We start from the raw sequence: 14,393 nt of genomic DNA, 5'->3' as shown, positions 1-14,393 counted from the left end.
TATTACTTTTTCACAAAACAAAAGAGCCGTTATCATACGGCTCTTTCCATTTACTATTCAGAATGGCGTTTTCTCAGCACTTCAAGCACATCATCCAGCGGCAATGCTTGTTCTCTGAGCAGGACAAGGAGATGATACAGCAGGTCTGCCGCTTCCCATTTCAGTTCCTCGTGGTCACGGTTTTTGGCGGCGATGATGACTTCTGATGCTTCTTCGCCGACTTTTTTCAAAATCTTATCTACGCCTTCTTGGAAGAGGTAAGTGGTGTAAGCTCCTTCAGGCATTTCAGCTTGGCGTTCTGCAATGACGCGCTCCAGCTCACTTATGATGTCAAATCGGCCGGAGGTTTGTTCTTCTGTCTGTTCCTTTGTGAAACAGCTGTAGCTGCCGGTGTGGCATGCCGGACCGGACGGCTCTACAAGCACGACCAGTGCATCTTGGTCGCAGTCATATCGGATGCCTTTGACGGCTTGCGTATTCCCCGATGTTTCTCCCTTGTGCCATAGCTCCTGCCGCGAGCGGCTGTAAAACCATGTTTCTTTTGTTTCCATTGTTTTTTCGTATGATTCCCTGTTCATATATGCAAGTGTCAGCACTTCTTTGCTTGCCGCGTCCTGCACGATGGCGGGGATTAATCCGTCTTCGTTAAAACGCAGTTCATCTGCCTGTTTCATCTCACATTCACCCCGTACTCTTTCAAATATGATTTCACTTCTTTAATTGATGTTTCTTTATAGTGGAAAATGGAGGCAGCCAGCGCGGCGTCCGCTTCTCCAATTGTAAAAGCCTCGAGCATATGCTGCGCGTTTCCTGCTCCCCCGGAGGCGATGACAGGAACCGGAACAGCTTCTGACACGAGCTTTGTCAGCCTGTGGTCAAAGCCTTTTTTCTCCCCATCTGAGTCCATGCTGGTCAGCAGGATTTCTCCGGCTCCGCGTTTGACGGCTTCCTTCGCCCATGCTGTAACTTCCCAATCCGTTTTCTTTCTGCCGCCGTGCGTGTAGACCTTGTATGAATCAGATGTTTCGTCGTACTTGGCGTCTATGGCGAGTACGATACATTGAGATCCGAAAAACGCCGCGCCTTCGGTAATCAGCTCGGGACGGAGAACAGCTGCCGTGTTTACAGAAACTTTGTCCGCGCCGGCACGCAGAATCGTTTTCATATCGCTAAGCTGATTGATGCCGCCTCCGACTGTAAACGGAATCGCAAGCTTTGCAGCAACCTGCTCTACGACGTCAACCATCGTTTTACGGCCTTCATGCGAAGCGGAAATATCAAGAAACACCAGTTCATCCGCGCCTTCCTGGTCGTATACTTCCGCCAGCTCGACAGGATCACCGGCATCCTTCAGTTCAAGAAATTGAATCCCTTTGACAACGCGCCCTTCTTTCACATCAAGACAAGGGATAATCCGTTTTGTTATCATTTCCCCTTCATCCTTTCAATCGCCTCGCCAAGTGTAAACTGGTTGGTATACAGCGCTTTTCCGATAATGGCTCCAGAAACCCCATTCGCATGATAACGGGCAAGAGCTTCAAGATCCGCAACAGAGCTGACTCCGCCAGAGGCGATGACAGATTTTCCGGTTTCTTTCGCGAGTTCCACTGTGCTTTCGATATTGGGGCCTGACAGCATCCCGTCTGTCGCAATATCAGTAAAAATAAAAACTTCTGCGCCTTCGTTGGCGAGCTCTTTGCCGAGTTCAGTCGCCTTAAGACTTGAGGTTTCCAGCCACCCCTCTGTTGAAACAAAGCCGTTTCTTGCGTCCAGCCCGATGGCTATCCTTTCGCCATACTCTTTCAGCATTTTTTTTACAAACGGCGGATCAGAAACAGCAGAGCTTCCCAGGATCACGCGATCGACTCCTGCCGATAAGTAATCGTAGACGTCGCTTTCCGCACGAATGCCGCCGCCGATTTCGACTTTCAGATTGAGCTTTTGTACAATTTCGATGACATGACGGTCATTTACTTTTTTTCCTTCCTTCGCGCCGTCAAGATCAACTAGATGAATCCATTCAGCCCCCTCACTTGCAAATAACGAGGCCATGTCGAACGGCGAATCGCCGTATACGGTTTCCTTGCTGTAATCACCTTGAACGAGACGCACGCATTTGCCGTTTCTCATATCAATGGCCGGATATAATGTAAAAGCACTCATTTTTTCACCTTCTGTTCTGCTGCCATTTTTGTGAATTGGATTAAGATAGACATTCCGACCGCACTGCTTTTTTCCGGGTGAAACTGAGCGCCGAAGATGTTCTCTTTTCCGACAACCGCAGGCACCTGCACACCGTACTCGGCACTTGCCAGTAGCGCGTCGTCATCCATTCCGTCAATATAATAGGAATGGACAAAATAAGCGTAGCCTTCTTCCACTCCGGCCAGCAGCGGAGATTCGTTCTGAAAGGAGAGGCGGTTCCATCCCATGTGCGGAACCTTCAGCTTGTTTCCCTGCTGATCTTCCGGCTTCAGCCTGACTGCTTTTCCCTTTAACAAACCGAGACCTGCAGCGGTTCCATGCTCTTCGCTCTCATGAAACAAAAGCTGCATGCCGAGGCAGATCCCAAGAAGCAATCTTTCCTCTGACACCATCTTATGAATGAATTGATCGAGATTGGCGTTGCGCAAATTGTCCATCGCGTCCCCAAACGACCCGACTCCCGGCAAAATGAAAGCATCGGCTCTACTCAGCTCCTCCGGAATGCCAGAAACAAAGTACGGTACGCCGACACGCTCCAGCGCCTTTGAGACGCTGTATAAATTGCCCATTCCGTAATCTATCACACCAATCATTTACAGCATCCCTTTCGTTGACGGAATCCCTTTGACACGCGGGTCTATCATTGTCGCTTCATCAAGCGCGCGTCCTAAGGCTTTAAAAACAGCTTCTATCATATGGTGTGTATTTGTGCCGTAATGAACGATCACGTGCAAGTTCATCCGTGCTTCAAGCGCCAGCTTCCATAAAAATTCATGTACAAGCTCAGTATCGAAAGTTCCGACTTTCGCTGCAGGAAAGTCAGCACGCATTTCCAAGTGCGGCCGATTGCTTAAATCAACCACTACCTGAGCAAGCGCCTCATCCATCGGCACAAACGCCGAGCCGTAGCGTTTGATGCCTTTTTTATCGCCTAGTGCTTCAAGCAAAGCCTGCCCTAAGCAAATGCCGATATCTTCAGTTGTGTGGTGATCATCAATATCGACATCACCTTTTGCATGAATGGAAAGATCAAATTGCCCGTGTTTTGTGAACAGGTCCAGCATATGCGTCATAAACGGCACATCTGTTTTGATTTCTGCTTGTCCTTCACCGTCTATTGCGAATGACAGTTCTATATCCGTTTCATTTGTTGTTCTGGCGCGTTCCGCTTTTCTCATTTCGAATTCCTCCGTTCTCTCGCTTCGATTGACCTGGCATGCGCTTCTAATCCTTCCAGTCTGGCAAAAGCTGCAATGCTTTCCGCATGTTCTTCAAAGGCTGATTGGCTGTATGAAATAATGCTCGATTTCTTTTGAAAATCCGTGACGTTTAATGGGCTTGAAAATCTGGCCGTCCCATTCGTCGGAAGCACATGGTTCGGTCCGGCAAAATAATCTCCGACTGGTTCAGGGCTGTATCGGCCTAAGAAAATTGCACCCGCGTGCTTAATATTGCCAAGCAAAGCTTCGGGAGACTGTGTGATGATTTCTAAATGCTCCGGGGCGAGCGTATTGACTGTATTGACCGCTTCATCTATCGTCTCAGCCACATAAATACATCCATAATCTCTCACTGAAGCTTCCGCAATATCTATGCGCGGCAAGGTTTTAAGCTGCTCGTTCACCTCGGCTGAAACGGCCTCAGCCAGCGGCATGGAATCTGTGACAAGCACACATGAGCTAAGCATGTCGTGTTCCGCTTGTGACAGCAGGTCGGCGGCTATTTCACGAGGGATAGCAGTTTCATCAGCCAGCACAACGATTTCACTCGGTCCGGCAATCATATCAATATCGACATCACCGAACACCTCTCGTTTGGCAAGCGCGACATAAATATTTCCCGGGCCTGTAATTTTATCGACCGGCTCAATGGTTTCTGTCCCATATGCCAGCGCCGCAATTGCTTGAGCCCCTCCCATTTTGTAAATATCTTTGATGCCCAGCTCAGCAGCGGCGGCTAAGACTCCCGGAGACAGCCGTCCGTCTTTTCCCGGTGGTGTGACAAGAACGATTCTTTCCACGCCCGCTGTAAGCGCCGGAATGACATTCATCAAAACAGATGACGGATATGCGGCAGTTCCGCCCGGCACATAAACGCCGGCAGAATCAAGTGCCGTCACTTTCTGTCCCAGCATTGTGCCATCCTTTCTGTGATAAAACCAGGAAGATTGAAGCTGTCTTTCGTGATATTCAGTAATGTTTTTGATCGCTCGCCTGATCACCTGCAGCAGCTGGGGATCCAGCAAGCTGTATGCTTCTTCAATTTCTTCTGTTGTGATCAATGCGCTGTCGAGCTTGATGCCGTCAAACTTGGCCGTGTAGTCACGAACGGCCTGATCACCATTTGCTTTTACATGTTCAATAATGGATCGGACCGCGTTTCTTTGTTCTTCCGTTCCGGCATCAATTGACCGCTTGAGAGAAAGCCGATCCGCGCCGCTAATGGTTTTGATTTTCATTTTGCCGGTTCTCCTTCCACAACAAGAGATAAACGGGACGCCATTTCGTCGATGACATCGTCCTTCATGCGATAGCTTACAGGGTTGACGATAAAGCGGGAGGTAATATCACAAATATGCTCTGTTTCAACGAGTCCGTTTTCTTTAAGCGTCTGTCCCGTAGATACGATGTCGACTATTCTGTCCGCAAGCCCGATAAGAGGAGCAAGCTCGATTGAGCCGTTCAGCTTAATAATCTCGACTTGCTCTCCCTGCTCTCTAAAATAACCGGAAGCTACATTCGGATACTTTGTCGCAATTCTCGGCGCGACGCCGCTCCAGTTGGTATCAGGAAGTCCGGCAACAGCGAGATGGCATTTGCTGATTTTCAAATCCAGCACCTCATATACATCGCGCTCCTCCTCCAGCATGACATCCTTCCCCGCAATTCCGACATCTGCCACGCCGTGCTCCACATATGTGGTCACATCCATCGGCTTTGCCAAAATAAAGCGGAGATTTTCCTCCGGCACATCGATGATCAGTTTTCTGGAATCCTCGAACTCTTCCGGCAGCTTGTATCCCGCCTGCCGCAGCAGCCCTGCTGCTTCTTCAAATATTCGCCCCTTCGGCATGGCCATTGTGAGTAACTTACCCATTTTGCTCTTCCTTTCTGGCACCGATAAAATAAGTGACATTTGCAAATGATTTTGTCATCTGATCAATATTTTCAATCCCCAGTAAATCCTGAAGAACAACTTTTTTTCCTTTCAAACGCTCTTCATTCGCAAAAGCGATGGCCTGCACCCTCTGCTCTTTGCTGAAAATGACAGCATCGATTTCACTGGGTTCGTCTTTCATATGAAGCGCTTCAATCATTCGGTCAATCCGGAGCCCAAAACCCGTCGCCGGCGCTGGTGAATTAAAATGTCCCAGAAGCTTGTTATAACGCCCGCCGCTGCCAATCACAAAGCCGACACTTTCCGCGTACACTTCAAATAAAATCCCAGTGTAGTAGCTCATATGGCTGACCATATTCAGATCAAGACGGACATTTTCCGTACATCCGTAGTCTTCAAGAATCTCCCACAGTGCCTTCAGTTCATCAACAACACTTTTTCCTTGCACTGAATCGACGATTTCTTCTGCACGCTCGCATACTTCTATACTGCCCCGCAATTCGAGAAGCTCCAGTAACCTGTTTTTATCAATGGAGGAAAGCGGAAGAGATTTGACGTGCTCTCTGTAGCCGACATAATTCTTTTCATATAAAAACCTCCGGAGCACGTCTGCGCGTTCAACATTCCCGAGCACCTCAACAAACAGGGCATCTGCAATGCCTGCGTGGCCGATTGCAATTTTAAATGAAGTCAGGCCGGCATTTTTTAACGCACCGACTACTAAGGCAATAACCTCTGCATCCGCACTTGTCGTGCCATCACCAATCAATTCCACTCCAACCTGCTCAAACTCGGCAGGACGTCCGCCCTCGCGTTCCTGGGCTCTGAACACATTTGCCGCATAGCCGACTCTGAGCGGTTGATCATGTTTCAGCAGCTTTGAAGCCGCCACCCTTGCGATCGGCCCTGTCATATCCGGGCGAAGCACCAGTGTCTTGCCATCCTGATCCAGAAGCTTAAACAGCTGCTGCTCTTCAATTGCTGACTGCACACCAACCGTATCGTAAAACTCCAGCGTAGGTGTTTCCATAAATTGATAGCCCCATTTATCTATCATATCGGTTAACGATTGCCTCACCTTATTTTTCGTTTCATATAAACCGGGCAGTGTATCTCTCATGCCGTGCGGTTTTTCAAACATAAACATCAACCCGAGCACCTCCGTCATTGTTTGAAGGAAAATTCCGAATCCTTTAGTTCGCTAATATGATAATATGTTAGCAGATGAAAGAATGGAAATCAATCCTTAACTTTTTCACAAATATGTATCATTCAGAAATCCTCCTCCTAAATATGAAAAAATCATGAATAAAGAATGAAAGGTCAGTCATATCTCAAATTCTTTATGTTTGGCATGCTATAATACAAATCAAATAGAGAACAAGGAGTTAAAAATGAAAACACTGCGAACGTTATGTGTACTGATCATACTTTCTGCTGTCATTTTCTTCGGCATCAAAATATATGCAAAAGATATAGATATTTCGTTTTTCAAAATTGATATCGGTGCAACGAAGAATGAATATGAAACAGCTGCAAACAAAGAGAAGAAACTCAGAGGAATCGCCGAGCCGCTGGACGTCACGCTTTACAATCAGATGGATACACCAAGACTCTATAATGGCTGTGAGGTGACGAGCCTTGCTATGGTGCTGAACTATGCGGGATACAACGTGACAAAGAATACACTGGCAAACCAGATTGCAACAGTGCCTTTGACATACAGCAGCGGATTAAAAGGTGATCCGAATGACGGATTTGTCGGTGATATGGCGAACGGCCCGGGGCTAGGTGTCTATCACGGCCCGATCTATCAGCTCGCTAAAACCTATGCGGGGGACAATGTTTCTGATCTGACAGGAAAAAGCATCTCTGCTGTTTATGAGCAGCTTGAGAAAGGCAACCCGGTTTGGGTTATCACGACAGCCAACTTTACACCTGTTGACAACATGCAGACATGGAAAACGCCAAACGGAACGATCGATATCACGTACAGCGAACACAGTGTCGCCGTCACGGGTTATGATGAAAATTACGTTTATGTGAATGACCCTTATGGCTATAAAAACAGAAAAACAGACCGGACCAGCTTTGAAAAAGCATGGGTGCAAATGGGCAGCCAAGCGGTAGTCGTTCAAAAGTAAAGCTGCCCGTTTTCACAAGCTTTCCTTATGCTCTCTCCTGAGCAAATACGACAATATTCATGCTTGATGTTTACATCAGGTAACAATGACGCATTTTCCATTTATCATCCAAATTTATCTTTACTTTCAGGCGGGCTATTTTTATGATTAATACAGATTCAGCCTTGCCCCGATCTATGTGAGAGAAGCCGGTGCAAGATGCTGACGCTTCTCTTACAAAACTAAAAATAGCCGGGGAGGATTTTATCATTGAAAAAAATCGTGTCTATCCTATTTATGTTCAGTTTGGTTATGGGCTTCAGCCAGTTTCAGACATTAACTGCTTATGCAGCTGACAAAGTGGTTCATGAAACAATTATCGTGCCAAAAAATACAACATATGACGGGAAGGGACAGCGGTTTGTAGCAGGAAAAGAATTGGGTGACGGAAGCCAGTCTGAAAACCAAAAGCCTGTTTTTCGTGTGGAAGACGGAGCAACTCTGAAAAATGTAGTGCTCGGCGCTCCTGCTGCTGATGGCGTGCACACTTATGGAAACGTTAACATTCAGAATGTGACGTGGGAAGATGTTGGAGAGGACGCGTTAACTGTGAAGAAGGAAGGAAAAGTAACCATTGACGGCGGTTCTGCTCAAAAAGCTTCTGATAAAATCTTTCAAATCAATAAAGCCAGCACGTTTACAGTGAAAAACTTCACTGCGGATAACGGCGGAAAGTTTATAAGACAGCTGGGCGGGTCGACTTTCCATACCGATGTTATTATCGACAGATGCACCATCACAAACATGAAGGAAGCGATTTTCCGTACGGACAGTAAAACGAGCACTGTCACCATGACGAACACAAGATACTCCAACGTCGGCAAGAAATGGATCGGCGTCCAGCATGTAACGGAAAAAAACAATACCCAATTTTAATATACAGAAAAAGCCCGCGGTTATTTGATCCGCGGGCTTTTTATTCTATCCTGCATTTCTTCCTTCGTGTATATGATTTTCATCGGATTTCCGCCGACAAATGCCCCGGCTGGCACATCCTTATGGACAAGCGTTCCAGCGGACACGATCGCGCCATTCCCTATTTCCACGCCTGGCAGAATGGTCGTGTTGGCGCCGATCATCACTTCGTCTCCGATCAGGACTTTACCGATTCGATACTCCTGAATTAAATACTCATGAGCCAAAATGGTCGTATTGTATCCGATGATTGAATTCGTTCCGACTGAGATCTTTTCCGGAAACATAATATCGGGCATCACCATGAGGGCAAAGGATGTCTGCTTTCCGACCTTCATCCGCAAAAACGTACGATACAGCCAGTTTTTCATTCCTATAAACGGTGTATATCTCGCAATTTGAATGACAATGAAATTCTTCACTACCTTCAAAAAAGGCACCGTTTGATAGACATGCCACAGTGAGTTAGCTCCTGATACCGGATGCCGGTCTGTTTTTCTCACAGATTACTTCACTCCAACGATTTGTAATAGATCACTCATTTTCTCTAGCATATAGTCTGGCTCATGCTTCGCCAGCGCTTCCGGCCCTTTAATCGTCCATGCGACACCGGCTGTTTTTGTACCGGCGTTTTTCCCCGCCAGAATATCGTGATAGTTGTCACCGACCATGATGGCTTCAGCAGGCTCGCTTCCCAGCTGCTTCAGCGCCAGCAGGACAGGCTCGGGATCAGGCTTTGCCATCGTGACATCATCAAGTGTAACAACAGTTTCGAAAAAACCGCCGATTCCTGTTAGCTTAAGGCCCATATTGACAGTATCCCTTAACTTTGTTGTCACAATTCCTAATGTAAAGCCCGCTTTTTTTAGTTCATCCAGCGTTTCATAAACCGTTTCATATTCGGTGACAAGTGTGTCATGCATCTGGTGATTGTATGTTCTGTACATGCTGATCATATCTTCAGTTTTCTCAGCATCCATGGAAGAAAACGTTTCAAAAAGAGACGGGCCGATAAACGCAAGCACATCCTCACGTTTATAGCGGCTCGGATAATAATGCTCCAGCGTATGCAAAAATGACGCGATAATTAATTCATTTGTATTAATAAGGGTTCCGTCTAAATCAAACAGAATCGTCGTTACTTGATGATCAGTCATACTGCTTCCTTTCCAACCGCTGAGGGTTTCCATTTTTTCCACGTATACGATATCGCCATCGTCAGCAGCACGGCCGTGGTGACTCGAATCAGCAGAAGCGGCCAAACCGGAATGCCAAGCGGAATAAAGACAAGTGTATCTTCAACGACAGCATGGCAGGCAACGAGAAATATAAAGGCCAGTGTCATGTCGCGCCTGCCAACGCCGTCATCTTCGACTGCTTTAATCATGACACCCGCTCCGTAGGCAAGGCCGATTGTCAAGCCGGCTACCATTGTCATGGAGGTATTTTTATTCATGCCCAGCATCTGTGTAAACGGAGACAGCCATTTAGAAAACGTGTGCAGCCAGCCTAAGTCTCGCATAAATTGAATGATGATCATCAGCGGGATTACAATCGCCGCCAGCTGCAATACACCAAGACCGGCTTTCATTAAAGCCTCGGCCAGCATCGCCGGCCAGCCGTCAGGCGCATCACCCTTTGAAGCAATAAAACCGTACTGCGCCATTTCCTGCCCGCCATGCCAGATGAGATTAATGACGATTGCAGAAACAGCTGCCAAACCAATGCGCACTGCCAATATGACGCCAATCCTGATTCCGACCTTTGCTGCGACCGTCGATTCGATAATTAAGTTATGACAGAATGAAAGCATGACCGCTAAGATAAAAACTTCCTTCACGGATAAATCCAGTGTCAATATCCCGGCAATCCCCGCGTACAGATTCAGCATATTCCCAAGCACAAGCGGAATCGCCGCTTCGCCTGAGAGACCGAACAGGCCCATCACCGGTGTAATTAGCCTTACCAGCCAATCCATGACAGGCGTATGCTGAAGCAAAGTGACTACCAGTGTCACCGGAAAAATGACTTTACCGAGTGTCCATGTTGTCTGAAGACCTGCCGCAAGACCGGCCAGAAAAATCTTCTTCATCCCTCATCCCCCTTTGCTACCGTCTACTCTGCGTACCGCTTCGCCGAGTACCCCTTGACGCGTCTGAAGATGATGGCCGCCACAGCCAACACAATTAATACAATTGAGATCACCTGAGCGATGCGAAGCGAACTCGTCAGCATTAAGCTGTCAGTCCGCATTCCTTCAATAAAAAGCCTTCCGATTGAATACCAAATGATATAGGTTAAAAACATCTCGCCTCTCCGCAAATTCGCTCTGCGCAAAAGAAGCAGTATAATAACGCCGACAAAGCTCCATAGTGATTCATATAAAAAAGTAGGATGATAATATTGTCCGTTGATGTACATTTGATTAATGATAAACTCAGGCAGGTGCAGGTTTTCTAAAAAGGCTCTGCTGACCGCCTCCCCGTGTGCCTCTTGATTGACAAAGTTTCCCCAGCGGCCGATCGCCTGACCAAGCAAAATGCTCGGCGCCGCGATATCCGCAAGCTTCCAGAAAGAAATGTTTTTCACTCTTGAAAAGACATAGCCTGTCAAAATGGCACCGATTAAGCCGCCGTGAATCGCGATGCCGCCCTTCCAGATTTTTATGATTTCTCCCGGATGTTCGGCATAATAATCCCATTCAAATGCAACGTAATAAATCCGCGCGCAAATAATCGCAATTGGGATCGCAAAAAGGACGAGATCGATAAAAATATCTTTCTGCAGCCCTCGTTTTTCACTTTCTCTCATGGCAATCCAAAGCCCCAGCAAAGCACCGAGACCGATAATGATTCCGTACCAATGGACGGCTAACGGCCCTAGCTGAAACGCTATCGGATTGAGTGGTTCTATCGCTTCATTCATTTATTGCCAACTCCTATTCGTCTTGTTCACCGTCTTCAATGACATCCGCCAGCTTGTTGGTAAATTGCTCAGCGGCGTTTAAGCCCATCCGCTTCAATCTGAAGTTCATAGCAGCCACTTCAATAATGACCGCGAGATTTCGTCCCGGACGGACAGGGATCGTGAGTTTTGTAATTTCTGTATCAATGATTTTCATTGTTTCTTCTTCGAGTCCGAGACGGTCGTATTGCTTGCCCTGCTCCCAGAGTTCAAGATTCATCACAATTGTAATTCGTTTGTTGCTTCTGACCGCACCGGCACCAAACAGCGTCATGACGTTAATAATGCCGAGCCCTCTAATTTCAAGCAGATGTTCAATGAGCTCAGGGGCGTTTCCGACAAGGGTATCCTGATCCTCCTGCCGAATTTCAACACAATCATCAGCAACAAGGCGATGGCCTCTTTTCACAAGCTCCAACGCGGTTTCACTTTTTCCGACGCCGCTTTTCCCTGTGATCAGCACCCCGACGCCATATATATCGACAAGCACACCGTGAATGGCTGTGGTTGGCGCAAGTCTGCTTTCTAGGAAGTTGGTCAATCGGCTTGACAGTCTTGTCGTTTTTAAAGGCGATCTGAGGACAGGCACGCCGTTTTTCTCGGAAGCGTCAATGAGCTCCTGCGGGATAGGCATATCTCTAGAAAGAATAATAGCTGGTGTTACATCCGTGCATAGAGAGTCCATGCGCTGCTTTTTATCCTCTTCCGGCAGCTGTTCAAAGAAAGAAAGCTCTGTTTTCCCCAGAAGCTGTACGCGCTCCCTAGGGTAATATGTAAAATATCCGGCAATTTCAATGCCTGGTCTTGATAAATCACTCATCGTAATCGGGCGGTTAATTCCTTCTTCTCCGCTGATCAATTCCAAATGAAACTGTTCCATTACATCTTTTGTCCGAACCTTTGCCACGATATGTTCCTCCTGTTCCGGGATAACCCGAGCTTGCTCAACAATAATTTCATTTTATCACTTTCGGGCTTGAACCTAAAACAGATTTTATAAAAGACTGGCAAACGTGTCAGCTGGTCTAGATCACTAGTCTGAAAAGGGGTAAAATAAACGTATTCATATATTCCAGAAAGGCGGATCAATTATGGCAGATAGTCTTCTTCTCAGCGGCATCAGTATCGTGACAGAAAATGAAGTGATTAAAAACGGCTATGTTGGGGTCAAGGATGGAAAGATAAGCGCTGTCTCAGCAGAACGGCCAATAGAGCAATACGCAAAGGAAATTCAAGGCCCAAGGGATGCCGTATTGCTTCCGGGGATGATTGATATTCATATCCACGGCGGCTATGGCGCGGATACAATGGATGCGAGCTTTTCCGCGCTCGATACCATGTCCTCAAGGCTGCCCGAGGAAGGCACAACGAGTTTTTTAGCGACAACCATCACACAGGAACACGGCCAAATTTCTCAAGCACTGGTAAACGCGAGGGACTGGAAATCTGCGGAGGATTCCTCTTCATTAGGTGCGGAATTGATCGGAATTCATTTAGAGGGTCCCTTTGTTTCACCTAAAAGGGCCGGAGCGCAGCCAAAGGAATGGATTAGGCCCTCAGATCTTACACTTTTCAAGAAATGGCAGCAGGAGGCAAGGGGGCTGATCAAAATCGTCACGCTTGCACCGGAGGAGGATCAACATTTTGAGCTGATCCGTTATTTAAAAGATGAGTCGATTATCGCGTCAATGGGACACACGGATGCAGACTCCGCATTACTTTTGGAAGCCTTTGAAGCAGGCGCCAGCCATATGACTCATTTATACAATGCGATGAGCCCGTTTCATCATCGTGAACCCGGAGTGATCGGCACAGCCCTCGCCCATGAGGGTTATGTCACAGAGCTTATTGCCGACGGTATCCACTCCCATCCGTTAGCGGCAAAGCTTGCTTTTTTAGCAAAAGGCAGCAGCAAGCTTATATTGATCACCGATTCAATGCGGGCGAAAGGACTGAAAGACGGAGTCTACGAGTTCGGCGGACAAAGTGTGACAGTAAAGGAAAAAACAGCTCTTCTTCCGGATGGGACGCTTGCCGGTTCGATTTTAAAAATGAATGAAGGCGCACAGCATATGCGCGCGTTTACGAATTGCTCTTGGACGGATATAGCTAATATAACTTCAGCAAACGCGGCCAAACAGCTTGGCATCTTTGACCGAAAAGGCAGTATAACAGAGGGAAAAGATGCGGATCTTGTAATTGTCAGCAGTGAATGTGAGGTGCTTCTCACCATCTGCCGCGGAAACATTGCATTTATATCCAAGGAGGCTGATCATATATGAAAGTAATCGAATGTCAATCGTATGAGGCATTAAGCCAAAAAGCTGCCGGAATTGTGGCTGAAACAGTCAGGGAAAAGCCTGATGCCGTTCTCGGTTTAGCGACAGGCGGGACACCGGAAGGCACGTACCGCGAGCTGATCCGCCTGCACCAAACAGAGAATCTTTCTTTTCAAAACATCACCACGATTAACTTAGATGAATACGCCGGCCTTTCCGGTGATGACCCAAACAGCTATCACTGCTATATGAATGAGCGTTTCTTCCAGCATATCGATAGTCAACCGAGCCGGCATTTTATCCCTGATGGAAACGCAAGTGACTTGGAAGCCGAGTGCAAACGCTACGAACAATTGATTGAATCACTTGGCGGAGCGGACATTCAGCTTCTCGGCATCGGCCGAAACGGACATATCGGCTTTAATGAACCGGGAACATCATTCCAGTCCCGCACACATGTCGTGGCATTAAATGAACAAACCCGTCAGGCCAATGCCAGATTTTTCACCTCCATTGACAGGGTGCCCAAAAAAGCCGTTACAATGGGAATTCAAACAATTCTCTCAAGCAAGCGGATTCTTCTGCTTATCTCTGGCACAAGCAAAGCCGAAGCTGCAAAAAGGCTGCTGGACGGACAAGTCAGCGAGGAATTCCCTGCGTCCGCTTTGCACCTGCATCCTAACGTTTTGGTTTTGATTGATCAAGAAGCCGCGGGATTCAGGCATTGAAA

At 47.3% G+C, this 14,393-nt stretch carries 17 protein-coding genes; 4 read left to right on the top strand and 13 right to left on the bottom strand.

The features are described from left to right. Nucleotides 1-53 precede the first annotated feature (53 nt). Genes hisIE through NST16_RS00590 form a run of 8 tightly spaced genes read right to left on the bottom strand, consistent with a single transcriptional unit; the run spans nt 54 to nt 6,469 of the window. Nucleotides 54-674 carry a bifunctional phosphoribosyl-AMP cyclohydrolase/phosphoribosyl-ATP diphosphatase HisIE gene (gene hisIE / locus NST16_RS00625; protein ID WP_229149400.1) on the bottom strand — a complete coding sequence of 207 codons (621 nt, stop codon included), beginning with the start codon at nt 672-674 and terminating at the stop codon, nt 54-56. After that, nucleotides 671-1,429, bottom strand: coding sequence for an imidazole glycerol phosphate synthase subunit HisF (hisF, locus tag NST16_RS00620; RefSeq protein WP_340883476.1), 759 nt, complete (start codon nt 1,427-1,429; stop codon nt 671-673). The genes hisIE and hisF overlap by 4 nt, the downstream gene beginning before the upstream one ends. Beyond that, nucleotides 1,426-2,163: a 1-(5-phosphoribosyl)-5-[(5-phosphoribosylamino)methylideneamino]imidazole-4-carboxamide isomerase gene (hisA, locus tag NST16_RS00615; RefSeq protein ID WP_340883475.1), complete on the bottom strand. Its 738-nt coding sequence runs from the start codon at nt 2,161-2,163 to the stop codon at nt 1,426-1,428. Before hisA ends, hisF begins: the two co-directional genes overlap by 4 nt. Continuing rightward, nucleotides 2,160-2,798, bottom strand: a complete 639-nt coding sequence (gene hisH / locus NST16_RS00610) for an imidazole glycerol phosphate synthase subunit HisH (protein WP_340883473.1) — start codon at nt 2,796-2,798, stop codon at nt 2,160-2,162. The genes hisA and hisH overlap by 4 nt, the downstream gene beginning before the upstream one ends. After that, nucleotides 2,799-3,383, bottom strand: a complete 585-nt coding sequence (hisB, locus tag NST16_RS00605) for an imidazoleglycerol-phosphate dehydratase HisB (protein ID WP_168748839.1) — start codon at nt 3,381-3,383, stop codon at nt 2,799-2,801. After that, nucleotides 3,380-4,663 carry a histidinol dehydrogenase gene (gene hisD / locus NST16_RS00600; RefSeq protein ID WP_340883469.1) on the bottom strand — a complete coding sequence of 428 codons (1,284 nt, stop codon included), beginning with the start codon at nt 4,661-4,663 and terminating at the stop codon, nt 3,380-3,382. Before hisD ends, hisB begins: the two co-directional genes overlap by 4 nt. Continuing rightward, nucleotides 4,660-5,301, bottom strand: a complete 642-nt coding sequence (gene hisG, locus NST16_RS00595; RefSeq protein ID WP_010332015.1) for an ATP phosphoribosyltransferase — start codon at nt 5,299-5,301, stop codon at nt 4,660-4,662. Before hisG ends, hisD begins: the two co-directional genes overlap by 4 nt. Beyond that, nucleotides 5,294-6,469, bottom strand: coding sequence for an ATP phosphoribosyltransferase regulatory subunit (locus tag NST16_RS00590; protein WP_268449826.1), 1,176 nt, complete (start codon nt 6,467-6,469; stop codon nt 5,294-5,296). The genes hisG and NST16_RS00590 overlap by 8 nt, the downstream gene beginning before the upstream one ends. Nucleotides 6,470-6,716: 247 nt before the next feature. On the opposite strand from NST16_RS00590, the gene NST16_RS00585 reads away from it, so the two are divergent. Together NST16_RS00585 and NST16_RS00580 are read left to right on the top strand one after the other, a co-directional pair. Then, nucleotides 6,717-7,466, top strand: coding sequence for a C39 family peptidase (locus NST16_RS00585; RefSeq protein WP_340883467.1), 750 nt, complete (start codon nt 6,717-6,719; stop codon nt 7,464-7,466). 249 nt (nt 7,467-7,715) lie between these two features. Next, complete coding sequence (locus NST16_RS00580) at nt 7,716-8,381, top strand: pectate lyase (RefSeq protein ID WP_286057904.1); 666 nt, start codon at nt 7,716-7,718, stop codon at nt 8,379-8,381. Nucleotides 8,382-8,401: 20 nt separating this feature from the next. On the opposite strand, the gene hprF is transcribed toward NST16_RS00580, so the two are convergent. Genes hprF through hprK form a run of 5 tightly spaced genes read right to left on the bottom strand, consistent with a single transcriptional unit; the run spans nt 8,402 to nt 12,291 of the window. Beyond that, nucleotides 8,402-8,923: a heptaprenylglyceryl phosphate O-acetyltransferase gene (gene hprF, locus NST16_RS00575; protein ID WP_010332019.1), complete on the bottom strand. Its 522-nt coding sequence runs from the start codon at nt 8,921-8,923 to the stop codon at nt 8,402-8,404. A 3-nt stretch (nt 8,924-8,926) separates the two neighbouring features. Then, a complete protein-coding gene (gene ppaX / locus NST16_RS00570; RefSeq protein ID WP_340883462.1) occupies nt 8,927-9,577 on the bottom strand; it encodes a pyrophosphatase PpaX in 651 nt (216 codons plus the stop codon). Then, the gene (locus tag NST16_RS00565) at nt 9,574-10,512 is read right to left on the bottom strand and encodes a nucleoside recognition domain-containing protein (protein ID WP_326191806.1); all 939 of its coding nucleotides are present in this window, start codon (nt 10,510-10,512) and stop codon (nt 9,574-9,576) included. Before NST16_RS00565 ends, ppaX begins: the two co-directional genes overlap by 4 nt. Before the next feature lie 23 nt (nt 10,513-10,535). Then, on the bottom strand, nt 10,536-11,345 hold the full coding sequence (lgt, locus tag NST16_RS00560; RefSeq protein WP_229149424.1) for a prolipoprotein diacylglyceryl transferase: 810 nt from the start codon (nt 11,343-11,345) through the stop codon (nt 10,536-10,538). A 13-nt stretch (nt 11,346-11,358) separates the two neighbouring features. After that, the gene (hprK, locus tag NST16_RS00555) at nt 11,359-12,291 is read right to left on the bottom strand and encodes an HPr(Ser) kinase/phosphatase (protein WP_010332023.1); all 933 of its coding nucleotides are present in this window, start codon (nt 12,289-12,291) and stop codon (nt 11,359-11,361) included. Between the two features lie 184 nt (nt 12,292-12,475). Between hprK and nagA the strand changes: the two genes are divergently transcribed. Both nagA and nagB read left to right on the top strand, forming a co-directional pair. After that, complete coding sequence (nagA, locus tag NST16_RS00550; RefSeq protein ID WP_340883453.1) at nt 12,476-13,666, top strand: N-acetylglucosamine-6-phosphate deacetylase; 1,191 nt, start codon at nt 12,476-12,478, stop codon at nt 13,664-13,666. After that, entirely contained in the window at nt 13,663-14,391 is a 729-nt protein-coding gene (nagB, locus tag NST16_RS00545) for a glucosamine-6-phosphate deaminase (protein ID WP_340883452.1), read from the top strand. Before nagA ends, nagB begins: the two co-directional genes overlap by 4 nt. The last annotated feature ends 2 nt before the right edge of the window (nt 14,392-14,393 follow it).

The sequence above is a fragment of the Bacillus sp. FSL K6-1005 genome, assembly GCF_038000225.1.
Lineage (GTDB): Bacteria > Bacillota > Bacilli > Bacillales > Bacillaceae > Bacillus > Bacillus mojavensis.
Note: the sequence above shows the minus strand (reverse complement) of the source record. Positions and strands in the feature narration are given on the sequence as shown.

What these genes read in the sequence shown, in the direction of transcription:
- hisIE (WP_229149400.1), bottom strand. Translation starts at nt 674, where the DNA reads ATGAAACAGGCAGATGAACTGCGTTTTAACGAAGACGGATTAATCCCC.
- ppaX (WP_340883462.1), bottom strand. Translation starts at nt 9,577, where the DNA reads ATGACTGATCATCAAGTAACGACGATTCTGTTTGATTTAGACGGAACC.
- hisA (WP_340883475.1), bottom strand. Translation starts at nt 2,163, where the DNA reads ATGAGTGCTTTTACATTATATCCGGCCATTGATATGAGAAACGGCAAA.
- hisF (WP_340883476.1), bottom strand. Translation starts at nt 1,429, where the DNA reads ATGATAACAAAACGGATTATCCCTTGTCTTGATGTGAAAGAAGGGCGC.
- NST16_RS00590 (WP_268449826.1), bottom strand. Translation starts at nt 6,469, where the DNA reads ATGTTTATGTTTGAAAAACCGCACGGCATGAGAGATACACTGCCCGGT.
- hisB (WP_168748839.1), bottom strand. Translation starts at nt 3,383, where the DNA reads ATGAGAAAAGCGGAACGCGCCAGAACAACAAATGAAACGGATATAGAA.
- hisD (WP_340883469.1), bottom strand. Translation starts at nt 4,663, where the DNA reads ATGAAAATCAAAACCATTAGCGGCGCGGATCGGCTTTCTCTCAAGCGG.
- hisG (WP_010332015.1), bottom strand. Translation starts at nt 5,301, where the DNA reads ATGGGTAAGTTACTCACAATGGCCATGCCGAAGGGGCGAATATTTGAA.
- NST16_RS00585 (WP_340883467.1), top strand. Translation starts at nt 6,717, where the DNA reads ATGAAAACACTGCGAACGTTATGTGTACTGATCATACTTTCTGCTGTC.
- NST16_RS00565 (WP_326191806.1), bottom strand. Translation starts at nt 10,512, where the DNA reads ATGAAGAAGATTTTTCTGGCCGGTCTTGCGGCAGGTCTTCAGACAACA.
- nagA (WP_340883453.1), top strand. Translation starts at nt 12,476, where the DNA reads ATGGCAGATAGTCTTCTTCTCAGCGGCATCAGTATCGTGACAGAAAAT.
- hisH (WP_340883473.1), bottom strand. Translation starts at nt 2,798, where the DNA reads ATGATTGGTGTGATAGATTACGGAATGGGCAATTTATACAGCGTCTCA.
- lgt (WP_229149424.1), bottom strand. Translation starts at nt 11,345, where the DNA reads ATGAATGAAGCGATAGAACCACTCAATCCGATAGCGTTTCAGCTAGGG.
- nagB (WP_340883452.1), top strand. Translation starts at nt 13,663, where the DNA reads ATGAAAGTAATCGAATGTCAATCGTATGAGGCATTAAGCCAAAAAGCT.